26 protein-coding genes and 3 pseudogenes are annotated in these 25,436 nt (G+C 34.5%); 6 read left to right on the top strand and 23 right to left on the bottom strand.

From position 1 onward, the window contains the following. Window positions 1-142 precede the first annotated feature (142 nt). Entirely contained in the window at window positions 143-637 is a 495-nt protein-coding gene (locus tag NST91_RS11545; protein ID WP_341331244.1) for a GNAT family N-acetyltransferase, read from the bottom strand. Window positions 638-815: 178 nt separating this feature from the next. On the opposite strand from NST91_RS11545, the gene NST91_RS11540 reads away from it, so the two are divergent. Further along, window positions 816-1,595 (top strand): SDR family NAD(P)-dependent oxidoreductase, encoded by a 780-nt coding sequence (locus NST91_RS11540; protein ID WP_341331243.1) that lies wholly within the window; start codon window positions 816-818, stop codon window positions 1,593-1,595. 61 nt (window positions 1,596-1,656) lie between these two features. Here the strand turns inward: NST91_RS11540 and NST91_RS11535 are convergent, their stop codons facing one another. After that, on the bottom strand, window positions 1,657-2,256 hold the full coding sequence (locus NST91_RS11535) for a CBO0543 family protein (RefSeq protein ID WP_341331242.1): 600 nt from the start codon (window positions 2,254-2,256) through the stop codon (window positions 1,657-1,659). A 158-nt stretch (window positions 2,257-2,414) separates the two neighbouring features. Further along, window positions 2,415-2,983, bottom strand: a pseudogene (locus tag NST91_RS11530) (class I SAM-dependent methyltransferase). Window positions 2,984-3,286: 303 nt separating this feature from the next. On the opposite strand from NST91_RS11530, the pseudogene NST91_RS11525 reads away from it, so the two are divergent. After that, window positions 3,287-3,551, top strand: a pseudogene (locus NST91_RS11525) (ABC transporter permease); the annotation flags it as partial. A gap of 109 nt (window positions 3,552-3,660) precedes the next feature. On the opposite strand, the gene NST91_RS11520 reads toward NST91_RS11525, so the two are convergent. The 14 genes from NST91_RS11520 to NST91_RS11460 all read right to left on the bottom strand — a co-directional run bounded on the left by NST91_RS11520 (window position 3,661) and on the right by NST91_RS11460 (window position 13,955). Then, the gene (locus tag NST91_RS11520; protein WP_341331241.1) at window positions 3,661-4,530 is read right to left on the bottom strand and encodes a putative RNA methyltransferase; all 870 of its coding nucleotides are present in this window, start codon (window positions 4,528-4,530) and stop codon (window positions 3,661-3,663) included. Between the two features lie 344 nt (window positions 4,531-4,874). Further along, entirely contained in the window at window positions 4,875-4,919 is a 45-nt protein-coding gene (locus tag NST91_RS26300) for an erythromycin resistance leader peptide (protein WP_121448126.1), read from the bottom strand. A gap of 220 nt (window positions 4,920-5,139) precedes the next feature. Next, window positions 5,140-5,412 carry a hypothetical protein gene (locus NST91_RS11515; protein ID WP_121448068.1) on the bottom strand — a complete coding sequence of 91 codons (273 nt, stop codon included), beginning with the start codon at window positions 5,410-5,412 and terminating at the stop codon, window positions 5,140-5,142. Window positions 5,413-5,493: 81 nt separating this feature from the next. Next, on the bottom strand, window positions 5,494-5,904 hold the full coding sequence (locus NST91_RS11510; RefSeq protein ID WP_341331240.1) for an RND transporter: 411 nt from the start codon (window positions 5,902-5,904) through the stop codon (window positions 5,494-5,496). A gap of 505 nt (window positions 5,905-6,409) precedes the next feature. Further along, on the bottom strand, window positions 6,410-7,159 hold the full coding sequence (gene istB / locus NST91_RS11505) for an IS21-like element helper ATPase IstB (RefSeq protein ID WP_341330072.1): 750 nt from the start codon (window positions 7,157-7,159) through the stop codon (window positions 6,410-6,412). Next, window positions 7,149-8,711, bottom strand: a complete 1,563-nt coding sequence (gene istA / locus NST91_RS11500) for an IS21 family transposase (RefSeq protein ID WP_341330073.1) — start codon at window positions 8,709-8,711, stop codon at window positions 7,149-7,151. The genes istB and istA overlap by 11 nt, the downstream gene beginning before the upstream one ends. 642 nt (window positions 8,712-9,353) lie before the next feature. Then, a complete protein-coding gene (locus tag NST91_RS11495) occupies window positions 9,354-9,830 on the bottom strand; it encodes a CarD family transcriptional regulator (RefSeq protein ID WP_341331239.1) in 477 nt (158 codons plus the stop codon). Between the two features lie 272 nt (window positions 9,831-10,102). Further along, window positions 10,103-10,459, bottom strand: coding sequence for a cupin domain-containing protein (locus NST91_RS11490; RefSeq protein WP_341331238.1), 357 nt, complete (start codon window positions 10,457-10,459; stop codon window positions 10,103-10,105). Window positions 10,460-10,565: 106 nt separating this feature from the next. Further along, window positions 10,566-11,027 carry an NUDIX hydrolase gene (locus NST91_RS11485; RefSeq protein ID WP_341331237.1) on the bottom strand — a complete coding sequence of 154 codons (462 nt, stop codon included), beginning with the start codon at window positions 11,025-11,027 and terminating at the stop codon, window positions 10,566-10,568. Between the two features lie 28 nt (window positions 11,028-11,055). Then, window positions 11,056-11,415, bottom strand: coding sequence for a VOC family protein (locus NST91_RS11480; RefSeq protein WP_341331236.1), 360 nt, complete (start codon window positions 11,413-11,415; stop codon window positions 11,056-11,058). 237 nt (window positions 11,416-11,652) lie between these two features. Beyond that, a complete protein-coding gene (locus NST91_RS11475) occupies window positions 11,653-12,435 on the bottom strand; it encodes an alpha/beta fold hydrolase (protein ID WP_121448073.1) in 783 nt (260 codons plus the stop codon). Between the two features lie 181 nt (window positions 12,436-12,616). Further along, window positions 12,617-12,799 (bottom strand): DUF2187 family protein, encoded by a 183-nt coding sequence (locus NST91_RS11470; protein ID WP_121448074.1) that lies wholly within the window; start codon window positions 12,797-12,799, stop codon window positions 12,617-12,619. Between the two features lie 110 nt (window positions 12,800-12,909). After that, window positions 12,910-13,233, bottom strand: coding sequence for an AzlD domain-containing protein (locus NST91_RS11465; RefSeq protein WP_121448075.1), 324 nt, complete (start codon window positions 13,231-13,233; stop codon window positions 12,910-12,912). After that, window positions 13,230-13,955, bottom strand: coding sequence for an AzlC family ABC transporter permease (locus NST91_RS11460; protein WP_341331235.1), 726 nt, complete (start codon window positions 13,953-13,955; stop codon window positions 13,230-13,232). Before NST91_RS11460 ends, NST91_RS11465 begins: the two co-directional genes overlap by 4 nt. A gap of 98 nt (window positions 13,956-14,053) precedes the next feature. On the opposite strand from NST91_RS11460, the gene NST91_RS11455 reads away from it, so the two are divergent. Next, window positions 14,054-14,605, top strand: coding sequence for a helix-turn-helix domain-containing protein (locus NST91_RS11455; RefSeq protein ID WP_341331234.1), 552 nt, complete (start codon window positions 14,054-14,056; stop codon window positions 14,603-14,605). Between the two features lie 898 nt (window positions 14,606-15,503). On the opposite strand, the pseudogene NST91_RS11450 reads toward NST91_RS11455, so the two are convergent. After that, window positions 15,504-16,162: pseudogene (locus tag NST91_RS11450) on the bottom strand (HAD family hydrolase). A gap of 378 nt (window positions 16,163-16,540) precedes the next feature. Further along, window positions 16,541-18,226, bottom strand: a complete 1,686-nt coding sequence (locus NST91_RS11445) for a hypothetical protein (RefSeq protein ID WP_341331233.1) — start codon at window positions 18,224-18,226, stop codon at window positions 16,541-16,543. A 616-nt stretch (window positions 18,227-18,842) separates the two neighbouring features. Between NST91_RS11445 and NST91_RS11440 the strand changes: the two genes are divergently transcribed. The 3 genes from NST91_RS11440 to NST91_RS11430 all read left to right on the top strand — a co-directional run bounded on the left by NST91_RS11440 (window position 18,843) and on the right by NST91_RS11430 (window position 19,929). Further along, window positions 18,843-19,037 (top strand): hypothetical protein, encoded by a 195-nt coding sequence (locus NST91_RS11440; protein WP_341331232.1) that lies wholly within the window; start codon window positions 18,843-18,845, stop codon window positions 19,035-19,037. An 86-nt stretch (window positions 19,038-19,123) separates the two neighbouring features. After that, window positions 19,124-19,405, top strand: a complete 282-nt coding sequence (locus tag NST91_RS11435; protein ID WP_341331231.1) for a hypothetical protein — start codon at window positions 19,124-19,126, stop codon at window positions 19,403-19,405. Between the two features lie 11 nt (window positions 19,406-19,416). Beyond that, window positions 19,417-19,929, top strand: a complete 513-nt coding sequence (locus tag NST91_RS11430) for a DUF3189 family protein (protein ID WP_341331230.1) — start codon at window positions 19,417-19,419, stop codon at window positions 19,927-19,929. Between the two features lie 70 nt (window positions 19,930-19,999). Here the strand turns inward: NST91_RS11430 and NST91_RS11425 are convergent, their stop codons facing one another. The 4 genes from NST91_RS11425 to NST91_RS11410 all read right to left on the bottom strand — a co-directional run bounded on the left by NST91_RS11425 (window position 20,000) and on the right by NST91_RS11410 (window position 25,416). Beyond that, window positions 20,000-21,112 (bottom strand): diguanylate cyclase domain-containing protein, encoded by a 1,113-nt coding sequence (locus NST91_RS11425; RefSeq protein WP_341331229.1) that lies wholly within the window; start codon window positions 21,110-21,112, stop codon window positions 20,000-20,002. A gap of 506 nt (window positions 21,113-21,618) precedes the next feature. Further along, entirely contained in the window at window positions 21,619-24,219 is a 2,601-nt protein-coding gene (gene ppsA, locus NST91_RS11420) for a phosphoenolpyruvate synthase (RefSeq protein WP_341331228.1), read from the bottom strand. A 202-nt stretch (window positions 24,220-24,421) separates the two neighbouring features. Then, on the bottom strand, window positions 24,422-24,832 hold the full coding sequence (locus NST91_RS11415) for a GNAT family N-acetyltransferase (protein WP_341331227.1): 411 nt from the start codon (window positions 24,830-24,832) through the stop codon (window positions 24,422-24,424). A 185-nt stretch (window positions 24,833-25,017) separates the two neighbouring features. After that, the gene (locus tag NST91_RS11410; RefSeq protein WP_341331226.1) at window positions 25,018-25,416 is read right to left on the bottom strand and encodes a VOC family protein; all 399 of its coding nucleotides are present in this window, start codon (window positions 25,414-25,416) and stop codon (window positions 25,018-25,020) included. Between the last annotated feature and the right edge of the window lie 20 nt (window positions 25,417-25,436).

The following is a 25,436-nucleotide window of genomic DNA, read 5'->3' as shown; positions in this document are numbered from 1 at the left end:
ACCGTAGGAAAAATTCAATCTGTGGGCTCAACATTGATTGTTTTTTCATTTCTTAAATCATTTCATACCAATATAATACCTTGTACTTGGTTCCTCCTAAATGTTCAAGAATATTTTTCTAACATGAGACCTAGTACAAGTTCTAAGCGTCCTTGCTTAATTTCACCATGTTATACCAGTTCACTCCACCATGTTTTGATTCGGACAAGCCATGGTTAACAAGTCCTAGTTTTTCATAAAACGAAACTAATTCCTGTTTACAGGTCAAAGTAATACCTTCTCTTTCGTTCTTTTTTACTAACTCTTGCATTTTTTCTAGTAAACTCTTTGCAATTCCTTGATTTCTATTCTTTCTGGATACTGCTAATCCGAGAACACTCTGATATCCTCCACTTTCTGGGTTCGGCCTGATTTCGGTAAAAAGATCATCAGTTATATACGGTTGGTCAATAACAGGTCCATTAATATAGCCAAGTATCTCTCCTTCCTGTTCTGCCACAATAAAGCTATCCGCTATCAACCGAATTCTCTCTATAAATGCTTCTCTTGTTGCTGCCTCCTCAACAGAAAAGCCTTCATTCTCAATATGTAACAACTGTTCTAAATCTGTAGCCTGCACATTTCTCATAGTAAACATCTTGTTTGTTTCCCCTCTCCTCCATTGAAGATTCTTACATTTATTGTATACCATTCTTGAAATTTTTCATTAACCACCCAAGTAAACTATCCAAATTATTATTGTTTCACTTTGTCATTAAGAATTGCAATCTACATATGATATGGAGTGTTTATTTTTATACGAAGGGGGTTTTTAGATGAAAGTATCTGATAAGGTCATTGTTGTTACAGGTGCAGGGGGTGGGATTGGACGTGAGCTTGTTCGCCAGCTGTTAGAAAAAGGCGCAAATGTCGCAGCAATCATCCACAGAAATGGGCTCGAGAAAATACAGGCATATAAGGATATGTATGGAGACAGAATTTCAATTCACACAGCAAATATCGCAAACAGAGAGGATGTACAAAAGCTTCTCGATGAAGGCATTGCAAGTCACGGTTGCGTAGACGCGATAATTAATAATGCAGGCATCATTCAACCATTCATGAGTGTGCATGATCTTGAGTATGAACAAATCCAATGGGTAATGGATGTCAATTTTTATGGAACGCTCTATATGTGTAAATCGTTTTTACCACATCTGTTAACTAGGCCCGAAGCCCATATTGCAAATGTAGCGAGTATGGGTGGATCCCTACCGATTCCGCAACAAACAATCTATTGCGCTTCAAAAGCAGCTGTTAAGATGTTAACCGAATCCCTTCACTCGGAGCTTCGTAAAACCAATGTTGGTGTGACCCTTGTGATTCCTGGCGCGGTTGATACAGACCTCGTGGAAAAAGCCAAAGTGGAAAAAGAAGGTGCCGAAAGTTCTACCTATAAACTACTAAGCCCCATCGTCGCAGCTGCCGTCATTATTGAAGGAATGGAAACTAGAAAATACCGTGTTTTAGCCGGAAACGATTCGAAAATCATGGACATTTTATACCGCCTTAATCCGAAAAAAGCAACTGAATTGATTGCTAAAAAGATTTTATAACATAACTTCACACTAGTGTTAGTTAGCATAAGCCACTTCAACTTACGCTAAAATTTTTTTGTTACATCCTTGTTTTTCTATGCAAGAGGCTCCATTTATTTGATTTACTTAAAAATAAAAATACATCTGTTATCCATTTTGAGATAAGCCCAACGGCTATATATAGAATAAATAATAGGAAAAAATTCTCCTTTCCACCAAAACGAAACAAACCAATCCCCTGTAAGATAGGTTTTATGAAAAATCCAAATACAAGACAAAGAAGAAGTAGCCAAATATAATAATTTATATTTTTATTAAGCGTATATTGGTACAGTAGGATATACGATACTGGTACGAAAGATGCATCTAGAGCAAAGTTTGCCGGAAGCCCAGGTAATAATTTATATGGGTAGATCCACCACCCTCTTGATACTCCAATTACATCCGTGAATGCAAAAAAGATATGTACCCCATATCCGTAAAAACCTAGTTGAAAGATTTTTCTTCGGTCTATAAAAAGAAGTAAAGCAATGAGTGGAATAATTAACATTGCCAAAACAACCCAAAACTGCCATGTATGAAAATTGGAGTAATCGTTCCAATAATTGACCCATCTTTCACTTTGTTGAACTTCTGCTTTTCTTATTTTCTCTATCAATTCAAATTGGTTTTTGTTCACAAAGAGGCCTCCTGTTTTTGATAGTATTTTTCTATTTATATTCGTTTATTCCACCTCTAATTTAATATATTGGTGCATTTTTTCAAAGAACATACAAAACACCCGTCATCCTCTACAAGAAATGACGGGTGTAAATATTGTATTCAGATCTGTGACCCTTACTTTATACTACTAGTAATAAACATTGAGGCGTCTTGCCTCATAAAAATACGATGTCCGTGGTAGAATGTCTTCATTTCAGATGAAGTAAATCCAACTTCGGATAATAATCTTTTCAGTTCATCATGCAAAAAGCCGTTATGTACTTTCGGGTGAGATATCTGATCGTTTTTGTCAAAATCGATGATAATGAGCTTGCCGCCCTTGTTTAAAATAGTGAACAATTCTTGTAAGATTTTTTTCGTATCAACACGATGTCCGCCTTAAGTTCAGGCGTTTCTTGAGTTAAATCCGCATACAATACTTTTGCATTCGATAGACCACGCTTAGCTATTTTAACTTCAGCCACGTCCAACATTTGTTTTGATGAATCTACCAACAATATCGATTCCACTAATTCTGATAGTTCTAAGCTAACTAGCCCCGTCCCGCTTCCATAGTCAATTAGTGATTTATCTTGAGCACTTAGTAATTGCGGTATTACTTCCTTCACAATTACTTTCGCTAATTCCATTCTTTCCTCTGTATCATATCTTTTTGCCATTTCTTCAAAAACGTTATTTTCCATATTCGACTCCTCTATTATAAAGTGCTAGCTACTTAGTGGCATTATAGCAAAATCAACAACTAAAGGCTCGTTTCCAACTTCGCTCGTTCAAAAAGGAACTGCTGTAGTAGTTCTTCCGTTTGTCCAAACTCATTCCCAATTCATTCAACACCCTTTACTTATCCATTTTGAATATCAATAGAATTTTTGTTTGTCTTCCTCTAAATTCGCATAAAGTCTGAATTAGAGGAAACTTCCAACCGAAACAAAGAACACAATCCCAATAAACGATCCTACAAACAAGATGAACCTCTATTGTTTATTAAATTCAAATCGATTGCAAAAATGGGCTTAACCGAGAAAGAATTGAAAAAGGGACTAACGAGACAAACTGCCCTTCTATTCTTCACACCGATTTTTGTGGCACTCATTCACGGAGCAAAGTAGCTCTAAGCGCATTGTCTCACCTTTTCTTTTATGACTTAACCATCGTATCCCTAACGGTATTGGTGTATTTTTATTCATCCAAGTCCTGTACTTTTCAATCTTCCGCTTTTTCTACACAAAGCAGATCAAAACTGTTCCTTAAACTAAACATTATAGTTGATTACACGAATTAAGTCCCCACAACCTTTGGTGAGGACCTTTTCATTTTCCTAAATAAAATAGGGTCCTATTAGATATGGATTAACTTTTGATTATTTCTTAAATCCCACTAGTATATCTAAATCAACCGTAATCTCTGAAATGCTATTTATAGATGCCCCAACATCTGTTTTTTTCGAATTCCATGAAAGTGGTGTCATATGCATTACATTATTTACTTCTTTTTGGTCCAACGTTTGTTGATAACTTAGATTAATAACTTCTTTTAAATAAAAGTGTTTCTTAAATAGCTCGACTATCTCTACATTTTTATTAGAATTATTTTCTGTGTCACCGTAAAGTGCTTTCCTTAGTTCTTTTAGATAATTTGGACGAGGGACCACTTTAATGACAAGACCGTCAGGAACCAATATTCTTTTAAACTCTTTATAATTTGAAGGGGATAAGATATTAAGAACTACATGAAAAGTTTGAGCTGCTATTGGTGAATTTGCTAAATCACCAACAATCCAGCTTTGTTCTTTATATTTCTTAGCGGCCATTATTATACCTTCCTTTGAAATATCCAGACCCACCCCTTTTAAAGCTGAAGTATTACATTCATTTAAAATCTTTTGTAAATGAGATCCTTCACCACATCCGGCATCAAAAAGTAATAATGGATAAATTGTAGAATTCATGTATGTGTTTATCACTTTTGAGATTTCTTTATGAATTGGTGTGTACAACTCACTTTCCATAATGATGTTCTGCCTTGCTTCAAATAAACTCTGATCATAATGACTATTTGTGGAACGCGTCATAAAGTTAACATATCCTTGTTTAGCAAAGTCGAAAGTATGCTTATTTGCACATTTTAGGCTTTTTTCATCAACCACTTTTAACGAACCTTTACAATGCGGGCATCTAAATACTTCAATCATATCACGAAACCGGTTTACACTTTTTGTTTTGTTATTCATGTTACTCTTCCTTTCAAAAATAAAAATCACAGGCAATCTGCCTGTGATTCAGAGTAAACGGAAGAAACCGATCCTTATTTGTCTTAGGTCAATAAGAAGTCGTCGCTAAATAAACCTCTTTAATCCTAAAGAAGATAGATAATTAGACATAAATAAAGAAAGGCAGAACAATCCGCCTTTCTCCATTACATAATATCTATTCCAGCCCTACATAGGCTAAAGTAAAAGTAAATACATCGATATCAGCAAAACATGTATTTACTTATAAAATGAAGATTATTAAAAAAGGACAGACTTATCCCGTGTACTCTGGTTTCACAAACAGAGCCTTTGAACGTATTAAATTACTGGTTCAAAGATGGGAATCGAAGTCTCATATAATGTGTCATTTTTTAATAATCCTCCTAAACTTTAAATTACATTACTAATTATAGATAATTAGTACATAGAAGTCAAAAATATGATATTTTAATAACTTCTAAAAACAAGGGATAATCAATCCCTTCTTGCTTGTTTCGGCGTGTTAAAAATATAACGACATAACAGTAGAGATGTTGAAAGTAATATAAAAACCACCTTAATTTCTTAAAGGTGGCTAATACTCTTAATCTATTTACCGCTATTTTTTATTGGAGACTCGACTTTCTCCCAATTTGTAGGACCTTCACCACTTGGTAAATATTTTTTCCAATATTCACCAGTCTTCTTATCGAAAATGATGATATTATTCTCGTTTGCAGGCACAAGTTCATATCTATATTCATTGTTAGTACTATCTACATTTGAAGTTTCCTTACCAAATGCAGACATAAAAAATAAGCCTAATATTGTGAAACCTACTATAATTGCTAAACCAATAATTATGGATGAACTATTTTTCATCTTCTACCTCCATTTCCAGTTTATACGATTTATAATATACCTTTTAGAAACAACAAACTTTGCGAAAACAGCCTTTATTTATTACCTTCGTCGTTCAATCCGATTAAAAATTGAATAAGAAATACCTAAAATCATACCTATTAGGAAAGCGATAAAGAAACCAAATATGCCTTGAAAACCAACCCAACCAGTTGTAAATGTCAGAAAAAATAATACATAACAAAAACCTAGCAGGATGATGGCAATAGGAACGTTAAATGGAAACAAACGCTTCCACCCTTTTGCTAATAATACAGAACTGATTAGTAAAGCAATTACGGTGAACATTTGTATGGATCCCCATCGGAATTCTACACGAGACTGCGCCTCCTCACCAAATGCAGGTATATTTAGAAGCTTATACATTGAGAAAGATGCAGTAATAATTCCTGTCAAAACTACAAGTATGAAAATCGTCCAGTTTATTGCTTTAAGGTAATTATTGCTGTTCATTTAATCCCTCCTTATTTATTTTATTAGACATTGCATGAAAAAATATCGGTTCTTTTACTAATAATTGATGAATGCTCTAATCGTTATTTGAAATATCTGTAATTGTTTGATAACTTCTATAACAAAGCCCTTAATCCTTTTTAAATCAATACTTGAATATTGTCATGGGATAGTTCCAGTGTTGCCATCTTTTTGAGCCACCTCTGCCATAAAAATGACCCACTACTGACATAAAGAGTACCATTGCCTAGAAAAAGCCCTACAGGGCCAATTTTATATCTGCAGGGCCTTTCTTAATAAAACCTTAATTAAACCTTTTATTGAAATACCCCATAATTATTTTTCTTGAGCCCTTATAAATATCCTGCTCAGTCCAGATCTGGGGGAATGGTTATCTAATAGATTTGTCTTTAGTTCCTCAGGGAATCGGCACCAGTGCTTGTATCCAGTCTTATAATAATAATCCTCTATTTTCATTAGGTCATCTCTCGTTATATTAGTCATATCAAGCTTGTCCACCTAATCCATGACGCTCTCGCATGGATATTTCACCATCTATCAAAATTTGATAAGAGTCATGGACAATGCGATCTAAAATTGCGTCAGCTAGAGTACCTTCTCCAATCTTTTCATGCCACCCTCTAGGGTCAAATTGGGAACAAAATATTGTAGAACCTTGTTGGTGTCTAGCTTCTACAATCTCCAAGAGATCCCTAGCTTCACTTTCCCTTAATGGTGTAAGAAGCCATTCATCAAGGATGAGTAAATCGACTTTTTTATATTTTTTCACTACCTTGCGGTAAACACCTTCTCCTCTTGCGATAGAGAGTTCATCTAATAAATCTGGCAATCTAGTATATTGAACTTTGTAGAATTGGCGACAAGCTGCAATGCCAAATGCACAAGCTAGATATGTCTTTCCATTTCCTGAAGCCCCTTTAAGAATGATATTGTGGTGGTCCTCAATATATTGTCCAGAGGCTAGGCGAAGAATTTGTGACTTATCTAGCTTTCTATCTGGGTGATATTCGATATCTTCAATAGAAGCCTGCGTGTCACGCAATTCCGCACTTTTAATCAATCGTTCTAGTTTACTATTTTGTCTGCGGGTCCATTCCAAATCAACAAGTATTCCAAAACGGTCTTCAAAAGATAGGTCTTGATAATCAGGGTTTTTTAACTGCTCTACATACATCTCTGCCATGGCAGACATTCTCATTTCGTTTAATTTAGTTAATGTGCTTTCATTTGTCATTGTTCTTACCTCCATAATATTCGGATCCACGAGTGAATCCATAATCATTTGTCTGCTTTTCCTTTTTTGGATCTTTTGTTTCTTTCGATTCAGATAGTTTATCTTGTCCAGTCTTTAATATCGTTTGTATACTTTTAAGTGTAGGTCTTGGAGTATAAGATAGAGCTCTTTCACACGCTTTTTCAACACGCTCTATAGAATGCCTATCTGACAGTTTTATTAATCCAAGACAGGATTTCAGGGCTTGTTTTTCCACTTTATAAGAAGCTAGTATACTCTTAACCGTGGCTAGTGTACTTTCACCTGCAGAGGTTGCCCAATCCAAAACATACTCTTTATTGAATTCAAGAAATTGTTTGTGTTCCTTTGGCATATGATCTGGAATAGTAATTGACTGTCCGAGTTTACCAGTGAGTTTTTTATGGGATGCAATTCGAAAATTTTTATAAAAAACCTCCACAATGGTTCTCGTTACACGAACATCTACACGACGTTGGATATAATCATAAGGAACAGAATAAGACATATTGTCTACATTTATGTGATAATCATATTGTACGGTCGCCTTTAGCCAAGTGGCCATCTCGTACGGGGAAACAGGCAACGGCATTAGCGCAAACTTTTCTTCTTCTGTAAAGGCTGTATGCCTGTTCCCCTTTTTCTTTTGAAATGGTTTTGTATTAAATTCTTGAAGCTTTTCTTTAATAGCTTCATTTAGTTCCGCCAGAGAGAAAAATTTCTGGTTTCGTAGTGAAGCAATAATCCAAGTTGATATATCTCCAACTGCCCCTTCAGCACTCGGTTTATCCTTTGGATGACGTACACGTGCTGGAATAATCGTTGTTTGATAATGTTCAGCCATCTCTTGATAGGTTGGATTAATGATAGGCTCAGATCGAGAGGCTTTGATTACCCCAGTCTTTAAATTATCAGGAACAATAATCCGAGGTACACCACCAAAAAATTGTAGGGCGTGAATATGGGCTGTAATCCAATTTTCGGTGTCCATAGATAAGAAACCCTCTACATAAGCGTACTGACTACACGATAGGGCAGAGACGAATATATAGACAGGAATATCTTCGCCAGTCAAATTATCTGTTAGACTCATAGTTTGACCAGCCCAATCCACTTCCAGCTGTTCGCCTGGCTTACGTTTAATACGCATAGTTGCTTTTGTTTTCCTAGCGTAATCATGATAGAAACGGCAAAACTGCCTATAGCTATAGGGGATTTCATCACTCGCCCTACAACTTAAACAATACTCATCCCACAGGAGAGCTAAGTTCACTCCCGGCTTAGCTAATTCCTTATGGATGTGTTCACAATCTGGTTTTCTCCTGAAATTAGATGCTTCATGCTTTTCTGGAAACAGAAGTTCTTGAAGATCGCTATCTGTCATATCCTCCTCGAATGGCCAAGAAATATTTAACTTTTGAGCCCTTTTAACTACCTCTCTAATTGTATTTCTCGAGTTGGCACAACTAGAAGCGATCCCCCTTTGACTTACTCCTTGGGCATGTAGCCTAAGGATTTCTCGGTATTTAACCACAAAAAAACCTCCTATATAATAGATTTGCACAGCATAGTGCAATTCCATTATATAGGAGGGTGGTCCTCAGTTTGGCAGAGGTGGGTCTAAAACTTGTCATTAATGGGATAAAAACATGGCAAAGGAGGGTCTACTGGGTGGCAATATTCAATACTCTTTAAATATAATTAAAAATCTTTATAATGAATGATTTGGGAGAGAAAATACCTAATTCCTTTTGTGATGTAAAATAAATAAAAAAATGATTTCCAAACTAGGAAACCATTTTTGTAGTTGACCATATTGTGTTACCAAATCGTTTTTCTCTTTTATGAAAAGAAGAGAAGCAATATTATTTGCTTACCTAAAACAATGAAAGCCCTACCTCTCTTTCATCCTTACGGCTCCTTGTCCGTGCCAGTGTGAATCAGGATCGCAAAAAAATCGAGTGCAGTATTATCGAGTTATTTGTAGCATTATAGTTCGTAAAAGTAATTTAAATAATAAAAATGGATTAAATTGCAGAAATAAAAAAAGAGGTTAATGCTCTAAAGGTGAGTTGGAGAAGTTGAATGTCTTTGAAAGATTTACTTTCAAAAGGAAACATATTCCCAAAAAAACAGGATATTTTCGGGAGTTGTAATACATTATTTTAATTAAACATTAACAGAAACTTTTTATTTGTTTTTCAGTAATTCCTTTAATTAATTCCAATTCGTTCATCAAAAATTCACGTGCGTTTAGTAACATCTTTTTTTCACTTGCATTTAGTTCTTTTTCTTTCTTCATACGCATTAAATCACGTACGACTTCAGCACATTCTTCTATTTTACCCGTTTTTATTTTGTCCGTGTTCACTTTATACCTTTGCTTCCACATTTGAAATCTGTCTGTTTCTCCATGCTGAAAAATGTGTATGATGTGTGTTAATGCATTTATGTCAGTAACATGGCGTATTTTTAAATTCAAGGTCTTACCTGTTGGAATCATGACTTGCATATTACCTATTAACATTTTTATAACATAATACTGTTGTTTTTCCCCTGAGATTTCCTTATCTTCTATGGCTTTAATTATACCTACTCCGTGCATTGGATAAACTATTTTATCGCCAATTTGAAACAAATAACCCACCTCCATATATGGTAACCTTCTTAACCTTAACACACATAGATTTTTTAATCAAATTTTTAATAATATCATAATTTTATTTTACCTGTCAACTGATTCTCCTTAAAAAAATCACAAAAAAAGACACAATACGATCGTGTCGAATTACCAATTGAGGGAAGGTTAATTTTCTCGCATTTATTCTGAAACTCTATTAACCCAAATATTCTTAATCTATAAAAACCTTACTGCGCAAGTAACAGAAAAAGCGACTGCCTAATTCAGTAATGGCAACCATTAGTTTATTTTTTAAATGGCATAAATAATGAAGGATTTAATTCTTCACTTTCAATAGCAATAGCGGTTAATCCTGTATCCGTTTTGGTTTCATGCCATTCATCTTTCTCCCAAAAAACAGCGTCTCCCGCTTGAACTTTGATATATTCTTCTTTTTCACCACGTACATCCCCTTCCCCATTTAAGATTAAAAGAAGTTGAGGTACTACTGCTTGATGATAGCCTATAATTCCGTTTTCTTCTAAGTACATGTAACCTACATGAGTTGCTTTTTCAGTTTGAATAATACGGGACATCACAAAATCCGAATTGAACTTTGATATTTTCATACCACTATCTTTACTAAACTTAAAAATTTCCATTATGTACCTCCAGAATTTATTTTCCCATTCAATAAATGTTACATATAGTAAGTACTGTTATATTAACCTCAAAATAAGCAATAATCCTTTAGTATGATCACTATGTTTACTTAAAATCTACCTTTACACAATTTATGTATTGCTCAATATATCCTCTATACTCAACTGTTAATCTACTTGGTAGATTATTAAGTGAAAAATATTGCATTTCTTCAGATTCGCTATAATCTATCTTCAATTCTCCACTGCTATCTTTCGTATAATAAACAGCTGTTACTGAATATAATTCATCCCCATTTGACACTTTAAAATAATGGTCAGAACCAGAGAAAACATTAAGTAATTTTAGGTTTTCAACTACTAAGCCTGTTTCTTCGAAAACCTCTCTTTTTGCCACTTCTTCAAAACTTTCACCTAAATCCATTAGGCCTCCTGGTAATTCCCAATATCCATCTTTTCTTTTTTGCAATAACACTTCATTCTGTTGATTTATAATGATAACAACCGAACCAGGTAAAATAATAGGTTTATGGCCTACATACAGTCTCAGATATTTATAATATTCCATATCATAATCCTCCAAAAGACTGGTTGAATTAATCAAATTGCAGATACTCTAATACATTACCAAATGGGTCTCTGAAACTAATATATTTTCCCGGAGGACATTTTGTTGGTTCTTCAACAATGAAATCAACTTTATGTTCTTTTAACAGATCAACTGTATGATGAATGTCTTCCGTTTTTAATCCTAAAACTACTCCTGAAGGTTTAGGATTATTAATATATGATGCCTCTTCTGATTCTTCTAATACGATGGGTAGATCTCCTTGAACGAGTGTTACAATTTTAGGACCATATTTTTTATTAACTTCAAAGCCTAAAACTATGGTGTAAAAGTCAATTGCCTCCTGAATATTAGGAACATAAATCCCAATAACACAAACCTGACTCATCATTACTCCTCCATTTATTATCGATTTATTTATTCATTAACATTAATTCCACCTAGTACCATAAATTACCTGCTAAATCACAGATTTTTCTTCTTTCAACTAAACTCACCCCAGTTATTAAAAAAGAACGACAAAAATTTCAAAAAAATAGTGCCTTAATCCTTCTCGGATCAACGCACCTATTCGTTTAAAATTCGACTTCAAGAAAACTTACATTTGTAAGTTAAATAGGATGGATCAACCAATAAATTGCCTCAATAGCTGGTTAAACTTTTCACGTTCTTCCCAGAAAGCACCATGACCACTGTAATGAAACGGAACAAGCTGTGCGTTTTTTATTTTTTGACTTAGTTCCTGAGCTTGTGCAAATGGAATCACTTTGTCATGAACACCATGAACAATTAAAGTTGGGACAAGTATTTTTTGTAAGTCTGCATAAAGTGTTTCATCTCTTAGTGTAATAATGATCGCTGCTGTTGACCAGCCTGCTGCTTCTAAGCCCATTTGAAAAAACCACTCAGAGAATGGGCTTGTTATATATTGAAAGAAAAAGTTTTCTGTCACTTCTCTCATCATCTTAGGACGGTCATTTAACGCTTGAGTAAGGAATTTTGTCGCAGTTTCTGTCGTAAAGCCTACAGGAGCTGCAGCATCAACTAGGACAAGCTTAGATACCCCGTTACCATTATGTCGGGATATATACCGAATCGCAATTGCTCCGCCCGTAGAATGACCAACAAGAGTAAAATTGTCTAATTGAAGGACATCAACAACTTTACGTATGTCATCGGCCAATCGGTCAAAATTGTATCCACTTATTGGCTTATCCGACTTTCCGAAACCTCTCCAGTCTATTCCGATACAGCGGTAACCCATGAAAGGCAGAACATCAAATTGATACTCAAACTGTCTATGGCTTAACGGCCAACCATGCAGAAATACGATTGTCTTGCTGCCTTCAGGATTAATATCTTCAATATATAATTTTACACCTGATTCCACAGTAACGTAATAACCCACACTTGATTCCCCCTAAAAAAGCTATACGAATAAGATATTCATCTGGGTAAACATAGGTGAATACCTACCTATTCGCTATTCGCTTGTCAATCGTCGGAGATAAATGAAGAGTATAATTGAAAAAAAATAAGCGATAATCCTTTTTGGACTATCGCTACCCGTTACTCTATACAATTGTTTACTACGTTGCCTTCGTAATTTTATAATTTTTATGATTGACTATAGTTGAAATTGGTTCGTCTTTTTCTTCATTGTAACCATACTCAACAATAACAGAATTTTCTCGTACAACCGTAACTGTTCCTTTATAACTTTGCCCATCACGATTAAATGAAATATTGTCCCCGATTTTAGCAGTTGCCATATTAACACCTCCGAACTTATTATTTTCAGTAAGGATAAAAAAATGCAGCAACAATTAAGAATAAGTTTTATCAATTATAGCAATACCCTGATTCAAAAAACTCAGCTTCATTAAAACACAAATCTTATTGTAGCCATACAGACAACTCCTACAATAACTGTAACTGATAAGCTCTTTGTCCATATAGCTACAATGAGAGTTGGTATAATTGCTGCAAGAACTCTCCAGTCAATTGAAAGTAATGATTCATCTTCAATAATAAAGCTATCAACGATCAGTGCGGTAAAAATACAAATAGGGATAAATGAAAGCCATTTGATTACAACTTTGGGAAGTCCTATTTTCCTTATAACAATGAATGGAACAACTCTCGGAATAAAAGTGACAATCGCACTACCTAATATGATTAATAATATCGATACATTCAAACTCATTTGTCCTTTACCACCCCAATCGTCGCAACAATTATGGTCGATAATAGAATCGCAATGTAGGAAGGCATAAACATACAGAGTACCAACATCGAAAGTACAACATAAGTAATAAGCAATAGATAAAACTTCAATTTACTACGTTTCATACTTTCTAATTGCAAAACAAGTAATGCTAGAAACATGGCCGTTAATGAAAAATCCAATCCTAAAACTTCCGGATTTGAAATCCATTTTCCGAAAACAGCACCTAATGTACATGACAAAATCCAGAAAAAATAAGCTGTTAGATTCAATCCATTCATCCAACTTGCATTAATCATTTCTTTTTTTGCAATTTTATTGGCCGCAACTCCGAATGATTCATCAGTTAAAAGGGTTCCAATCCCAAAATTTTTTAAAAGAGAATAATTTTTAAAGCTCGGTGCTATCGTCATACTTAATAAAAAATGACGTAAATTCACAATAAAAGTTGTAAATACAATGACTGAAAAAGGGCTTCCTGATACAAGTAGAGCACAGATGATAAATTGTGCTGCACCAGCGTAGACAAAGATCGATAATAAAGCAACTTCTAATATACTTAGATTGGACGCTGCCCCAACTATGCCCATCGCAATTCCTATACTGATGTACCCAATTAAAGTTGGAACGCAGTCTTTTACTCCTTGAGAAAATGAAGGGAGATTTTTTTCAAACGTTATTTCATTTGCTAATTGGTTCAACGTTACACCACCTTATGTATGCTATAGTAAACACGCGTCTGTTATGATGTTTAAATGTATGTTATAATGAATAGAAAAAAGAGTCAAGGAGTTTTTTAATGGAATTCATTCAAGAGGTTATTGCGAATAATCTTGCCAATTTGAGAAAAAAGCGAGGACTGAGCTTAGATAACGTGTCAGAACTAACTGGGGTTAGCAAAGCAATGTTAGCCCAAATTGAAAATGGGAAATCAAATCCAACTGTCACCACTCTTTGGAAAATTGCAAACGGATTGCAAGTTTCTTTCTCAGGATTTTTAAAAGAAAATGAAAAACCACAAATTAAAAAAATAAAATTGAATGAACTTAATCCAGTCACTGATGATGATGGAAATTATTTCGTGTATTCAATCTTCCCTTTTCATCCAGAAAAAAAGTTTGAAATATTCGCTGTAGACTTAAAACCTGGTTTTAAACATGTAGCTGAAAAGCATACAGGTGAGGAATATGTGCTACTTCAACGTGGAACGCTTACTCTGGAAATTCATGGGGAGAAGTTTGAGTTAAATCCTGACGAAACCATTAAATTTAATGCGAATACTGAACACATTTATATTAATTCTTCAGAAGAACTGGTCCGATTCTATACAATTATCTATTATCCCGACTGACTTGGATGTAATTCTGGTTAAAATTGATAAAAGTTGCGTATCGTCTACGCAACTCTATTTCAACTGGTGCTTCGATAGTTTAAAAATTCAACAAAAAAGGCACTTTTCCTTTTGAAGGATCGTACCCGCTAGTTAAAATGTGCTGTTACAAAAAAGCAAAACCATCGCACAATTAGAATAGTTTTTTCTTTGTCAATAAACCCTGTAAAGTTGTATGGTAAAATAGATCAACTAATGGTTCAAAGAAACTTGAGAGGTGTTTCATTTTTAAAGGAACTTTGAATTTAATAATAAAAAAAATAGTTGAAAACAAAGATAGGAATAACGTAAATAAAGGGCGTGTCGTAAATAAATGACTGTACAAATACATCTTAACGTACAAGAATCCTGACCAAAAAATATTCCAGCCGTGTCCATAAAGAATTAGATGTTTTTTCTGAATAAAGTATTCAACCGCAAAGCTTACTGTAATCCATCGTAAATAGTAGATTAATTGCTCAAACCGCCCACTAGGCATCTTGCTCAAAAATACAAGTACTACTAACGGAGTTACAATAATTATATGTACCATTCTTATTAAGAACCAGTTTATGCCGTTAGGAATAAATTCCCAAACAAGATGTCTTCTACATAGAAAATAATATAGTGCATTAAGTGAACTAACATATACCATATTTTTATAGTACTTTGGAATATCACGCCAAGATTTACTAAAGATAGTTAACAATATTATGCTAAACACCAAAATGACGTGCATATTTGTATTTTTTCGTTTCTTTCGCATTTTACCCCTCACTCAATGATTAATCTCAGTAAGAGTTTATCCCAAAATTTTACATTTTATTTGTTATTTCTTTAAATCCAGAGTTGCTAAGTCCTTGATTACCATAACAATCCATTAAAATAAACCTTTAACAAAATAATTTAATAATCTATCAAGAGAAGTAATTTCGGCAAACGGTTCTATTTCAGTTTCATTTTTAGCCATTAAAGGATTAAAACATATTCCCTTTAAATGAGCATTTTGACAACCACCAATATCTTTTTTTATATCATCACCATGCGGCTTCTGGAGGCACATTAAGCTTATTTAATGCTAACTCAAATATGCGCTTGTCTGGTTTACTCAATCCCACTTCTTCAGAAATAATGATCATATCAAAACAACTATTTAAATGAGTGTTCATTATTTTAGCTTTTTGTCTCTGAGTTGAGCCGTTAGTTATAATTCCAACGTTAACATAATCTTTTATACGTTATGATATTTATCGTATTTTGATTTAAAGTAAAACATTGAGGAAAATGATGATTCCAAAAATCTTGAATTTCGTTACGTGGTAATCTATATTTTGGTGTAAATTCATCAAAAAATGATTCAAAAACAATAGTTTAATCACCATAGCCATAACTTCTTTTATCATATTCTTTAAATTTTGTTAACATTTCGTTTCGGGCAATATTTTTAACATCCTCATAATACTTTTCTAAGATCAGTAAAAACATGTTATCTACAGCTTTATCCCTATTAAGTAAGGTATCATCTAAATCAAAAAGCATTGCCTGATAACGTGTCAAACCTATTTACATCTTCCCCTTTATATATAAATAAGACAACTACAACAAACTTTTAAACCTTTAATTTTGGCATCTATAGCTATTTGTTTTGCTAAACTTCATATCTTTCGTCTTATATTTTGAATCAATAGATAACCTCATTATGTAAAACACTATAAAGTAAGACAAAAGTTCACAGAAACTAGGTTTCGTTTATGTGCCTCAATTCTATTAATATCAAATTTTAAATAGTGCTCACCTTTTTAAGTCATATTGCTCCGTTCTTTTTATAATTTCAACAAAATATGCATTAATCCTTCTAGAAGCACAAACAACAAAAAGCGCCGGCCATCAATGACCGACACTATCTTCACATCAATATTAATTTAATCCTTGTATCACAAGAGTTTTTGCTGGTAAAAAGTCTTCACCTGTATCAAGGTATGTCACATTCACGGTATCATCTGCCTGTAAATAGATCGCCTTTGGGCTATTTTCAGATGAGATCACGTAACTTTTGTTATTATCTAATAAAAAGTAAACAATCGTAGCATTTTCTCCCTTTTCCTTATAAACCCGGACAACTTTCCCGCTCACTTGTTTTTCTGCTGCTTCCGATGTTCCGTCAACCGTTCCTCCGCCACGTTGTAAGGCTGTTTTATACAGCTTTAACGCTTCATTTGGCGTATTACCGTACACGGAAATTTCCGGATTAGCAGCTGAAACGATAAAATAGTTCTGTAAAAATCCATTCGCATCCAATACTGGTGTTAACCAGCTTGCCTCTCCATAAAAGTTATAGAGAATTGGCATTTCGCCGTCCCATTTCTTTTCTATGAATTTCTTTTCAATAATTTGAAGAGCACCTTGTGAATCCATATATGATTCTTGTAAGTTACCCGTATAATAAGTTGCCTCTCCCGTTCTTGAATTCGTGAGGGAGTATCCGAGCATCGAGTCAACGCCTTCTTTCGGACTAGTAAAATCAGTGAAATAATACATATCCCCATTTTCATCAAAAATCGGACTTACATTTGCTTCCGTTCCCTCATCTGATGGAAGTTTTACATCAGATTTTCCAAACTTGCTGTTCCAGAAACCATTCACATAATTTCCATAATAACTATTTTGCAAGCTAACCACTTCTGGAGATACAGCTCCATCAATAAATGAAGGAACATCAGCTAAAGCATACATGTCTGTTTTACCTGAAGCTGGGTCTACGAGAACGATTCCTTCTACTTCAAAACCATTTCGTGCCGAAATAAATTCCCCATATGAGCGAATATAAAAGGGTTTCCCTTCCTCGTCGATTTCCAATTGAGGTTCCCCATAAAAGATCATATTTGGATATTTCATTCGCATATGGCGTTCAAGATTCTTATGAAAATAAGAAGATGGCGTATAAGACATTTCTGTCTTCACAAACTTTGGATTATCAGTAGAATCCGTAGCACTAATCGTGAAGTATCCAGGTGTCGTATCCCCTTTCCACCACTTGAAAAAGCCCGAAAATTCGATAGGCGCTATATACACATACTTGTTGTTTACCTTTTGGATTTGCAAGTTTCCTAACTCATAATAACTTGTATCTGGAACTTGACCAAAGGCCTTTTTCATTTTATTTCGCGCAAACTGTGGTGGCACACTTGCCGGTGTTTTTGTTTCATCAAAGACTTCAATCTCCGTTTCCTGCGCCATGCTGGCAATTTCATATTTCTCATCCGCATTAAAGAGGAAAGCCGTTCCTAAATAAATACAAAAGAGAAGACTCCCTACAAATAATGCTCCCTTTACAACTCTTTCAATCCCGGTTCCAAAGAATGCGCCAGCAGCCGTAACAAGAATGGCTAATAGCCAAACGGAAGAAAAATTACGATCAAGATTCGTCAGATAGAAAAAAATAAATATTAGAGCGGTAAATAGAACCGCACCTAATAGGAGAAGACCTGTTTGGGGTTTAGCCTTTTTTTCCTTTTCCTTCTTGTTCGTATTTCGTAAAAATGGAAAGAGGATGAGAGTAGAAGCCAACCCTATAATAACTGAAAATAATAATATTGATTCCATATAGACTCCTTTCAAATATTCATTACTATCTATACGAATAACTAAATAAAAAGTTTCTTTTTTTCACTCACTTAAAATGGTTTACGTATGCTTAGATTGATGCGCAGTATGATGTCTTTTACAAAATATTAAAAGAGACCAAAAGTGTTATTAATATCTATTTGCATATGGTTTATTCATAAAAGTTCGACAAAAACATACGCATAATAGAATTGCGTATGCTTTTTCATAGATTGGCAGTATGATTCCATTCGCGACATCCAAAAAAAGGTAAAAATGATATTAAAAGAGGCCAAAAATGTAATTAGTATCCATTTATGTATGGTTTTTTATTAAAAATGCGATAAAGACATACGTAAAAATGAAATGCGTATGCTTTTTCATAGATTGGCAGTATGAAACAATTCGCAAACTCCAAAAAAAGGAAAAGCAATCTATATTTCCTTAATACAATACGGTGGTTACCCGACCTCCCTCTTTCATAAACGTTAAAAAATTCAACTTATTTTTTCTTCACACCTGATTTTTTCATACTGAAGTTTATTTATTCTTCTTTTGGATACTGTATTTAATAGGATTTGATTAAACCTATTTAATATCCTCTGGGGGAATTATCATGAAAAAGAAATTTTTAATTTTTATTAATGTGATTATTACAGTTCTATTGCTTATTGGATGTGCTCCGCCCAAAGAAGAAGACGATAATAAATCAAAGAATCACACTCAAAATGATAAAAACAGTGAAAAGAATATCAAATTAAAAGTGGGTGATGAAGAAGACGATAAGAAAGAAAAGGAAAAAAAGAAGTAGACTAGGCTAGGGGAATTTTCCCCTCATTTTTTCAACGCTATCAATAGTATCAAGAATGTTCATTATAAAAGAGGTGCAATTAGATATTGGAGAACTTTCCTACTATCCATACAAACGTTTGGGATGCTCTTATTTCAGTACCATTAGTCGTTATCTTGACTCAAATTTGTAAGTGGCTTCTACCAATTCGTAAGGCTTTTATTCCTACTGTTGCAAATGTGATCGGCTTAATCATTTCGATTTTTTTCGCTCATCGCCATCACCTTTTGGAGGGAATATTTATGGGCTTTTTCTATGGTAATGCAGCTGTCGGGGTATATGCCTCTTTAAAAACCCAAATAAAAGCTTACAGACAAACAGAAAAATAGGGTGATTTTATATGCTATTTATTTATCATGATTTCGGTGGTACCCATTCCACATCGCTAGCAGCTGCTTATCATCTTAAAATCTTCAATGACCCTACGAGGATTTTAGAAAAAGATGAGATATTAGCAGTCCCTTATTTTAACAAACTTAAGAAAAAAGATGCAGGAAAATTCATTTTCCATGGTGAAGATGATGAGGGGAATCGTGTGTATACACTTGGAAGACGTTCATCAAAACTCGTCCTCCCTTCTCTTTATCACTTCAGTGAGATCATCGTAAATCGCTATAATACTAATGAGGAAATTATTTTTTCGAATACTTCACCCGTTGTCCCTTTTGCGATGACAATGGGCGGGTTTTTCTCGAGAGGACTAGGAATTAACTCGATAGGTGTTCCACTCCTAGTCAAAGGGGCGCAGCAAAGTTGTCTTCATATTTCACAACTAGTTGAAGAAACAAAAGAAATCGCAAAACATGCAAACGAACAAATTATTTCAATTGACAACAAAAAGTTTCAGGCGTAAGAAACACCTCTTTTTCTTCGGAAATATACATTATTAAAACCATACGCTGATGTAGCGTATGGTTTGTTTTTCAATACAAATCAATCTCATTTAAACTATATGGATTATATAGTTGATATTTATTTTTCCCTTGTTGTTTTGCCTGGTACATAGCCATATCAGCACGGTTAATTAATTCGGTAGCATTTAGACCGTGTTGTGGATATAGGGCTATTCCTATACTTGTTGTGACTCTAACTCTTTTTCCAAGTATAATGATTGGAGAATTGAAACTCTCAATGATACGATTTGCAACCAATGTACTCTCTTCTTGATTTGCACTATCCAGCAAGACCATAAACTCGTCTCCAGCTAACCTTGCCACAATACCTTTATCTGCTACACATTTCTTAAAATAATCACTAACTTGTTTTAGAAGGATATCCCCTCCATCGTGACCAAGGGTGTCATTCACTTGCTTAAAGCCATCCAAGTCAATAAACATTACCCCAAACATTTTATTCTCTTTTTCAGAAGACTTTAACAATCGGGTGAGTTGATCCATGAAGGCTCTTCGATTAGGTAAACCCGTTAATGCATCTTCATATGCTAATCGCGTTACATTTTCAATTTCGCTCTTCTGTATCGTTATATCTCTTGCTATTAGTTCTCGTGCCAAATGTCCTTTAAAATCAATCATAGTCGATTTAAATTCTAAATCCACTACGGCCCCATCCACTCTCTTTATTTTCACTTGCTCATTAAATTCACTATTGGGGAATTGATCTAAGTGCTTTTTTAGATTTATTATGAGTTCTTTTGAATCCTGATGAACAAACTCACTTATGTCCCGATGGATTAGTTCATTTGTTGAATTCGAACCAAGTAAGTTTGCACCACTTTCATTAATAAAGAGGATTTCCCCTTTATCATGAATTATGATAGCTTCAGGAGATAATTGGACTAAACGTTTATACTGTTCTTCTTCCTCTTGTGTTTTACTAATAATTTTCTTACCTGTTAACAAAGCCCAAAACATTAACGAAACTTCTAATATAGGGCTGAAAAAATCCACCATTAATTCAAATATTCCCTCATCTTCAAGATGTAATATACTTATGATTGTATTATCCAAAAAATCAAATATTGAAATTAACATAATTAATATTGAGATTATAATGATCCTTTTAGCAAACAGTTCCATTTATTAACTCCCTTCGATTGTCGGGCCAATAGAAAAAACACCATTCATTAATCAGCATTTTTCCATTGAAGTCTTATGTGAAGTATTAACATTATAACCTCAGTAATAAAAACGAGTCGACTACCAATGATTCCTATATTTATTCCTAATTTCATATTTAAACTAGGAATAGCTTCCTACTTTTTCGATGAACTGTTCCTTTTATAATTTAGCTTTAACAAAATGATAATCCTACATAATAATAGAGAAGGAATGTTATATACTTTAACTTTTTATACCTAAATGAGGATGGATAACTTTTCTAATTATTCTACTGAAAGTCATTCTAGTACTGCGATACGTTTCCTATTTCTCTAGGAAACAGGTGTTAGGGTAAGGGTTGGTCTAAGAATGGATTAGAATAAGATTTGTGAAAACATAGTAAAAAAAAACCGATTTCCACATTGGAAAATCGGCCGTTTGATTGTATAAAGTTGTATGTGTGCTGCAAAATTCAACTAAAACGATTATAGTATTTCGATATATCCCTCTGTTCCATGCACGCGAATTCGTTGCCCATCTTTAATTCTATTAGTAGCATTCTCAACTCCTACCACTGCTGGTAATCCGTACTCTCGTGCAATAACGGCTCCATGTGTCATCAACCCACCGACTTCAGTTACTAGGCCTTTGATGGATACAAACAAAGGTGTCCAGCTAGGGTCCGTAAAAGCTGTGACTAATATATCTCCATCTTCTAAATTGGCATCTTCCATATTAAGAATGACACGAGCGCGACCTTCTATAACACCTGCAGATACTGGTAAACCGATAATTGCCTTAGCTGGCAGATTCTCTCGTTTGTACTTCCCTGCTATGATTTCACCATCAGATGTAATAACGCGAGGTGGTGTTAGCTTTTCATATAATTTGTACTCAACCTTTCGCTTGCTGATGATTTGGTAATCTAGTGTATTCGTGCGTACAACCTCTTGTAGTTCTTCAAAACTGAGGTAGTAGATATCTTCTTCTTTATAAATGACACCCTTTTGCACAAGTTGTTTTGCTTCTTTCATTAGAGCTTGCTTATATATGAAATAACGATTTACCATAAAATATTTTGGATATTCCCGATAACCAATAAAATTACGAATTAGGTCGATCATTCGTTTTGTTTCTTTAACCTTTTGTTCACCATCCGGTAATTGCTTCAATCGTTCTACTAATTCTTGTTCTTTTTTTAGGGCTTCCTGTTGCCCTTTTTCAAATCTCCGCTTGCCAGCTTTAGCTTCAAAGTTTTTGATATTACTTAGAATCATAGGGACTATTGTAAGTGGCTTTTCAGTCCACCTTGTCTTCGTAATATCAATTTCTCCGGCACATCGCATACCGTATTTGTAGAGAAAAGCATAGATAGCTTCTCTAGCTTTCTGTCCACCATCAAACCTCTCCAGTTCATCCATAAAGTGATTATCTTTTACATGTTGTAAATATTCAACTACTTCTGGATAAGGGCGAATCACATCTGCAACATCCATTAATGCCAAACCCATTTCCGAAGTAATGTTGTTTGGTACCGATTGAGAAAGTGTGTCTGCTACGTTTTTTTCACCTAACCACTCGTTCATTTTAGCATTGATCCATGATGATGCATGTATAGCAGTCATAAATACAGATGAACTTTGTGGGTCGAATAAAAGTTTCTTTAATTCATCAATATCACTTAAAATAAAATCAAATAAATCTGATCCTGATTTCGTTTGGATGTTTTGTTTTAACGCTTCTATAGATGTTTGTCTGCGCATAATCAAATCAGAAACGATGGATGGATTGTTTTCAACTTGTTCGGGCCTATCTGAATTGCCTTTAGTGGGACTCGGTGCATGATTATCATCTGGCAACGTTTTGATAAAATCGCCACGCTCAATAATGGTCATAATTGCGTCTTTCATGAGCGGATCGTGTTGACCCATCGCATTTAATAAATTGTTTCTACTTACAGGAGTTGCAAGTTGATGTGTGATATCAACAAACAATCTTCCACCAGCTACACGCATTGGGGCAAAAGTCGTTAATAGAAAAAAAGACAATCCCAATGGTTTAATCGGGTCGGTCATCATTTGTTGATGACCAACAGATATATAGACATGATTTTCCTCATCATTTGAACTAGGGATCGGATATAAAGTAGTGATTGGACGACTTTGCAAGATATAAAAGGTATTCTCAACTATACACCACTCAATATCTTGTGGACTTCCAAAATAAGCTTCAATCCTTCGTCCAATGCGCGCTAGTTGTAAAATCTGTTGATCAGTAAGTGTTTGTGCTTTTTGCTTTTCTGGATCGATTTGCTGAATCTCTGTTCCGCCTCCGTTTAAGACATTGCAGGACACTTTCTTCGTTGCAATCATCTTATCAACGATTTTTTCATCCTTTACTTTATAACAATCCGCAGAAACCAATCCTGAAACCAGAGCATCTCCAAGGCCAAAACTGGCATCAATTGAAAGTATCTTACGGTTAAAAGTTATGGGGTCAGCGGTAAATAAAATTCCGGATGCTTGAGGGAAAACCATTCGTTGTATGATCACTGCTAGTCTCACCTGGCTGTGGTCAAATCCGTTTTGCATTCGGTAGATAACTGCACGAGTGGTAAATAAAGAGGCCCAACACTTGCTGATATAATGCAGGATTGCATCTTTGCCAATGACATTTAAATAAGTGTCTTGTTGACCTGCAAAAGAGGCATGTGGTAAATCTTCAGCAGTCGCACTAGAACGTACTGCATATGGATGTTCATCTCCATGCTTAGAGAGATAGTGAGTAACATCTTCTACAAGATTGAGTGGAATCTCGATTTCCATGATAACTTGGCGAATTTTCCTGCTAATTTCATCAATTTGATCTCGATCATCTATTTCAAGTTTTGCAAGTTGCTCTAACAAAACCCGGTATTTATTGTTTTGCTCAATGATCTGTTGATATGCCACAGTGGAGACACAAAACCCTACTGGTACTTGTATTCCTTCCATTTTTGATAATTCACCTAAATTAAAACCTTTTCCACCAACGAGCATAAACTGTGTTTTATTCATTTCCTGAAAATCGAGAACCAATGAACTCATACAACATCTCTCCTTACTTTTCATGTCTATTGATTGTAGCAGTAGTATATGTAAAGAAAAAGTCTATAATAAAGGTTTTATAAATGTTATAATTAAAGTAGGGAGAGTACATAAAAATGCAATTAACCCTTCATTGTTGGTAAACAATCTAAAAAACGTTGCACCATTTTATGATGCAACGCTAACTATCTTTAATAATCCCCTAATTCATCTTTGCAAATGCCACTAAAGACCCCTTATCGCAAGATTGGAAACCATTTTTCTCATAAAAATGTCTTACATCTGGAGCTTCTTCGGTTAATAATACTTTTTGACGAACACTTTTATATTTCTCCAGAATCTGTTGTACCAATTGAGTAGCTAATCCTCGATTTTGATAAGCATTTAACACCAGAATATCTTGGATGTAGATAATTGTTAATCCATCCCCAATTATTCGAATTAACCCAACTAATTCATCACCGTCCCAGGCAGATACTACTTCTAACGATTGTTCAATTGCCTGTTGAAGAACATCTATATCTTGTGTATAAGCATACCATTCTACATCATTATATAATCGTTCTACTTGTTCTCTATTTATATTTTTATTATTCTTAAAAATTATCGTCATTCATTTTTCCTCCTCAAAAATTTATTATTTTGAAGAGTTGATCCATAATTTATCCACTGTCTTATGCCTCCTTATGGTATATTACCGGATGTTGTCATATTACTACTTCGACATTGCTTACACTATTCCTGCTTACTATTTCATTTTTAAAGTGTATCCTCTTGAAACAATCCTTGCTTAAATAACTATCTTGGAGCCACAAGTTCTACTTTAATTCGGTCAGGATCTTCAAAATAAACGGCATAGTGATCCTCTCCTCCTGCTAAAGGGTGTTTTTCAGGATAAAGAATAGTTACTCCTTTTTCTTTTAATTTGTTTGTCATTTCATCTATGTGCTCTCGTGAACTTGCATGAAATGCAAGATGATTAAGACCTACTCGGCATCGATGATACGGAATATCTAAAAATTTGTCCTCAGCTTGGACAAAAACAATGTATGTCTCATCCATTTTCCAGCTTCGTCCATTCTCCCATTTTTGAAAAGATACGTATCCTAATTCTTCTAGAAACCAACCCCAAAAGTCTACTGTCCTACTTAAATCTGAAACATATATCTCAATATGATGAAGTAACCCTTTTGCCATATATAGCTCCCCTTATGCTT

Source organism: Ferdinandcohnia sp. FSL W7-1320 (genome assembly GCF_038050315.1).
Classification (GTDB): Bacteria; Bacillota; Bacilli; order Bacillales; family Bacillaceae_L; genus Ferdinandcohnia; species Ferdinandcohnia aciditolerans.
The sequence above is the reverse complement of the archived record's forward strand: the minus strand, read 5'-3'. Positions and strand labels throughout refer to the sequence as shown.

Bases quoted from the DNA above. Each gene is read 5' to 3' on its own strand.
- NST91_RS11545 (WP_341331244.1), bottom strand. From the start codon at position 637: ATGTTTACTATGAGAAATGTGCAGGCTACAGATTTAGAACAGTTGTTA.
- NST91_RS11540 (WP_341331243.1), top strand. From the start codon at position 816: ATGAAAGTATCTGATAAGGTCATTGTTGTTACAGGTGCAGGGGGTGGG.
- NST91_RS11520 (WP_341331241.1), bottom strand. From the start codon at position 4,530: ATGAATAACAAAACAAAAAGTGTAAACCGGTTTCGTGATATGATTGAA.
- NST91_RS11515 (WP_121448068.1), bottom strand. From the start codon at position 5,412: ATGAAAAATAGTTCATCCATAATTATTGGTTTAGCAATTATAGTAGGT.
- NST91_RS11510 (WP_341331240.1), bottom strand. From the start codon at position 5,904: ATGAACAGCAATAATTACCTTAAAGCAATAAACTGGACGATTTTCATA.
- istB (WP_341330072.1), bottom strand. From the start codon at position 7,159: ATGACAAATGAAAGCACATTAACTAAATTAAACGAAATGAGAATGTCT.
- NST91_RS11495 (WP_341331239.1), bottom strand. From the start codon at position 9,830: ATGGAGGTGGGTTATTTGTTTCAAATTGGCGATAAAATAGTTTATCCA.
- NST91_RS11490 (WP_341331238.1), bottom strand. From the start codon at position 10,459: ATGGAAATTTTTAAGTTTAGTAAAGATAGTGGTATGAAAATATCAAAG.
- NST91_RS11485 (WP_341331237.1), bottom strand. From the start codon at position 11,027: ATGGAATATTATAAATATCTGAGACTGTATGTAGGCCATAAACCTATT.
- NST91_RS11480 (WP_341331236.1), bottom strand. From the start codon at position 11,415: ATGAGTCAGGTTTGTGTTATTGGGATTTATGTTCCTAATATTCAGGAG.
- NST91_RS11470 (WP_121448074.1), bottom strand. From the start codon at position 12,799: ATGGCAACTGCTAAAATCGGGGACAATATTTCATTTAATCGTGATGGG.
- NST91_RS11465 (WP_121448075.1), bottom strand. From the start codon at position 13,233: ATGAGTTTGAATGTATCGATATTATTAATCATATTAGGTAGTGCGATT.
- NST91_RS11455 (WP_341331234.1), top strand. From the start codon at position 14,054: ATGGAATTCATTCAAGAGGTTATTGCGAATAATCTTGCCAATTTGAGA.
- NST91_RS11445 (WP_341331233.1), bottom strand. From the start codon at position 18,226: ATGGAATCAATATTATTATTTTCAGTTATTATAGGGTTGGCTTCTACT.
- NST91_RS11440 (WP_341331232.1), top strand. From the start codon at position 18,843: ATGAAAAAGAAATTTTTAATTTTTATTAATGTGATTATTACAGTTCTA.
- NST91_RS11430 (WP_341331230.1), top strand. From the start codon at position 19,417: ATGCTATTTATTTATCATGATTTCGGTGGTACCCATTCCACATCGCTA.
- NST91_RS11425 (WP_341331229.1), bottom strand. From the start codon at position 21,112: ATGGAACTGTTTGCTAAAAGGATCATTATAATCTCAATATTAATTATG.
- ppsA (WP_341331228.1), bottom strand. From the start codon at position 24,219: ATGAGTTCATTGGTTCTCGATTTTCAGGAAATGAATAAAACACAGTTT.
- NST91_RS11415 (WP_341331227.1), bottom strand. From the start codon at position 24,832: ATGACGATAATTTTTAAGAATAATAAAAATATAAATAGAGAACAAGTA.
- NST91_RS11410 (WP_341331226.1), bottom strand. From the start codon at position 25,416: ATGGCAAAAGGGTTACTTCATCATATTGAGATATATGTTTCAGATTTA.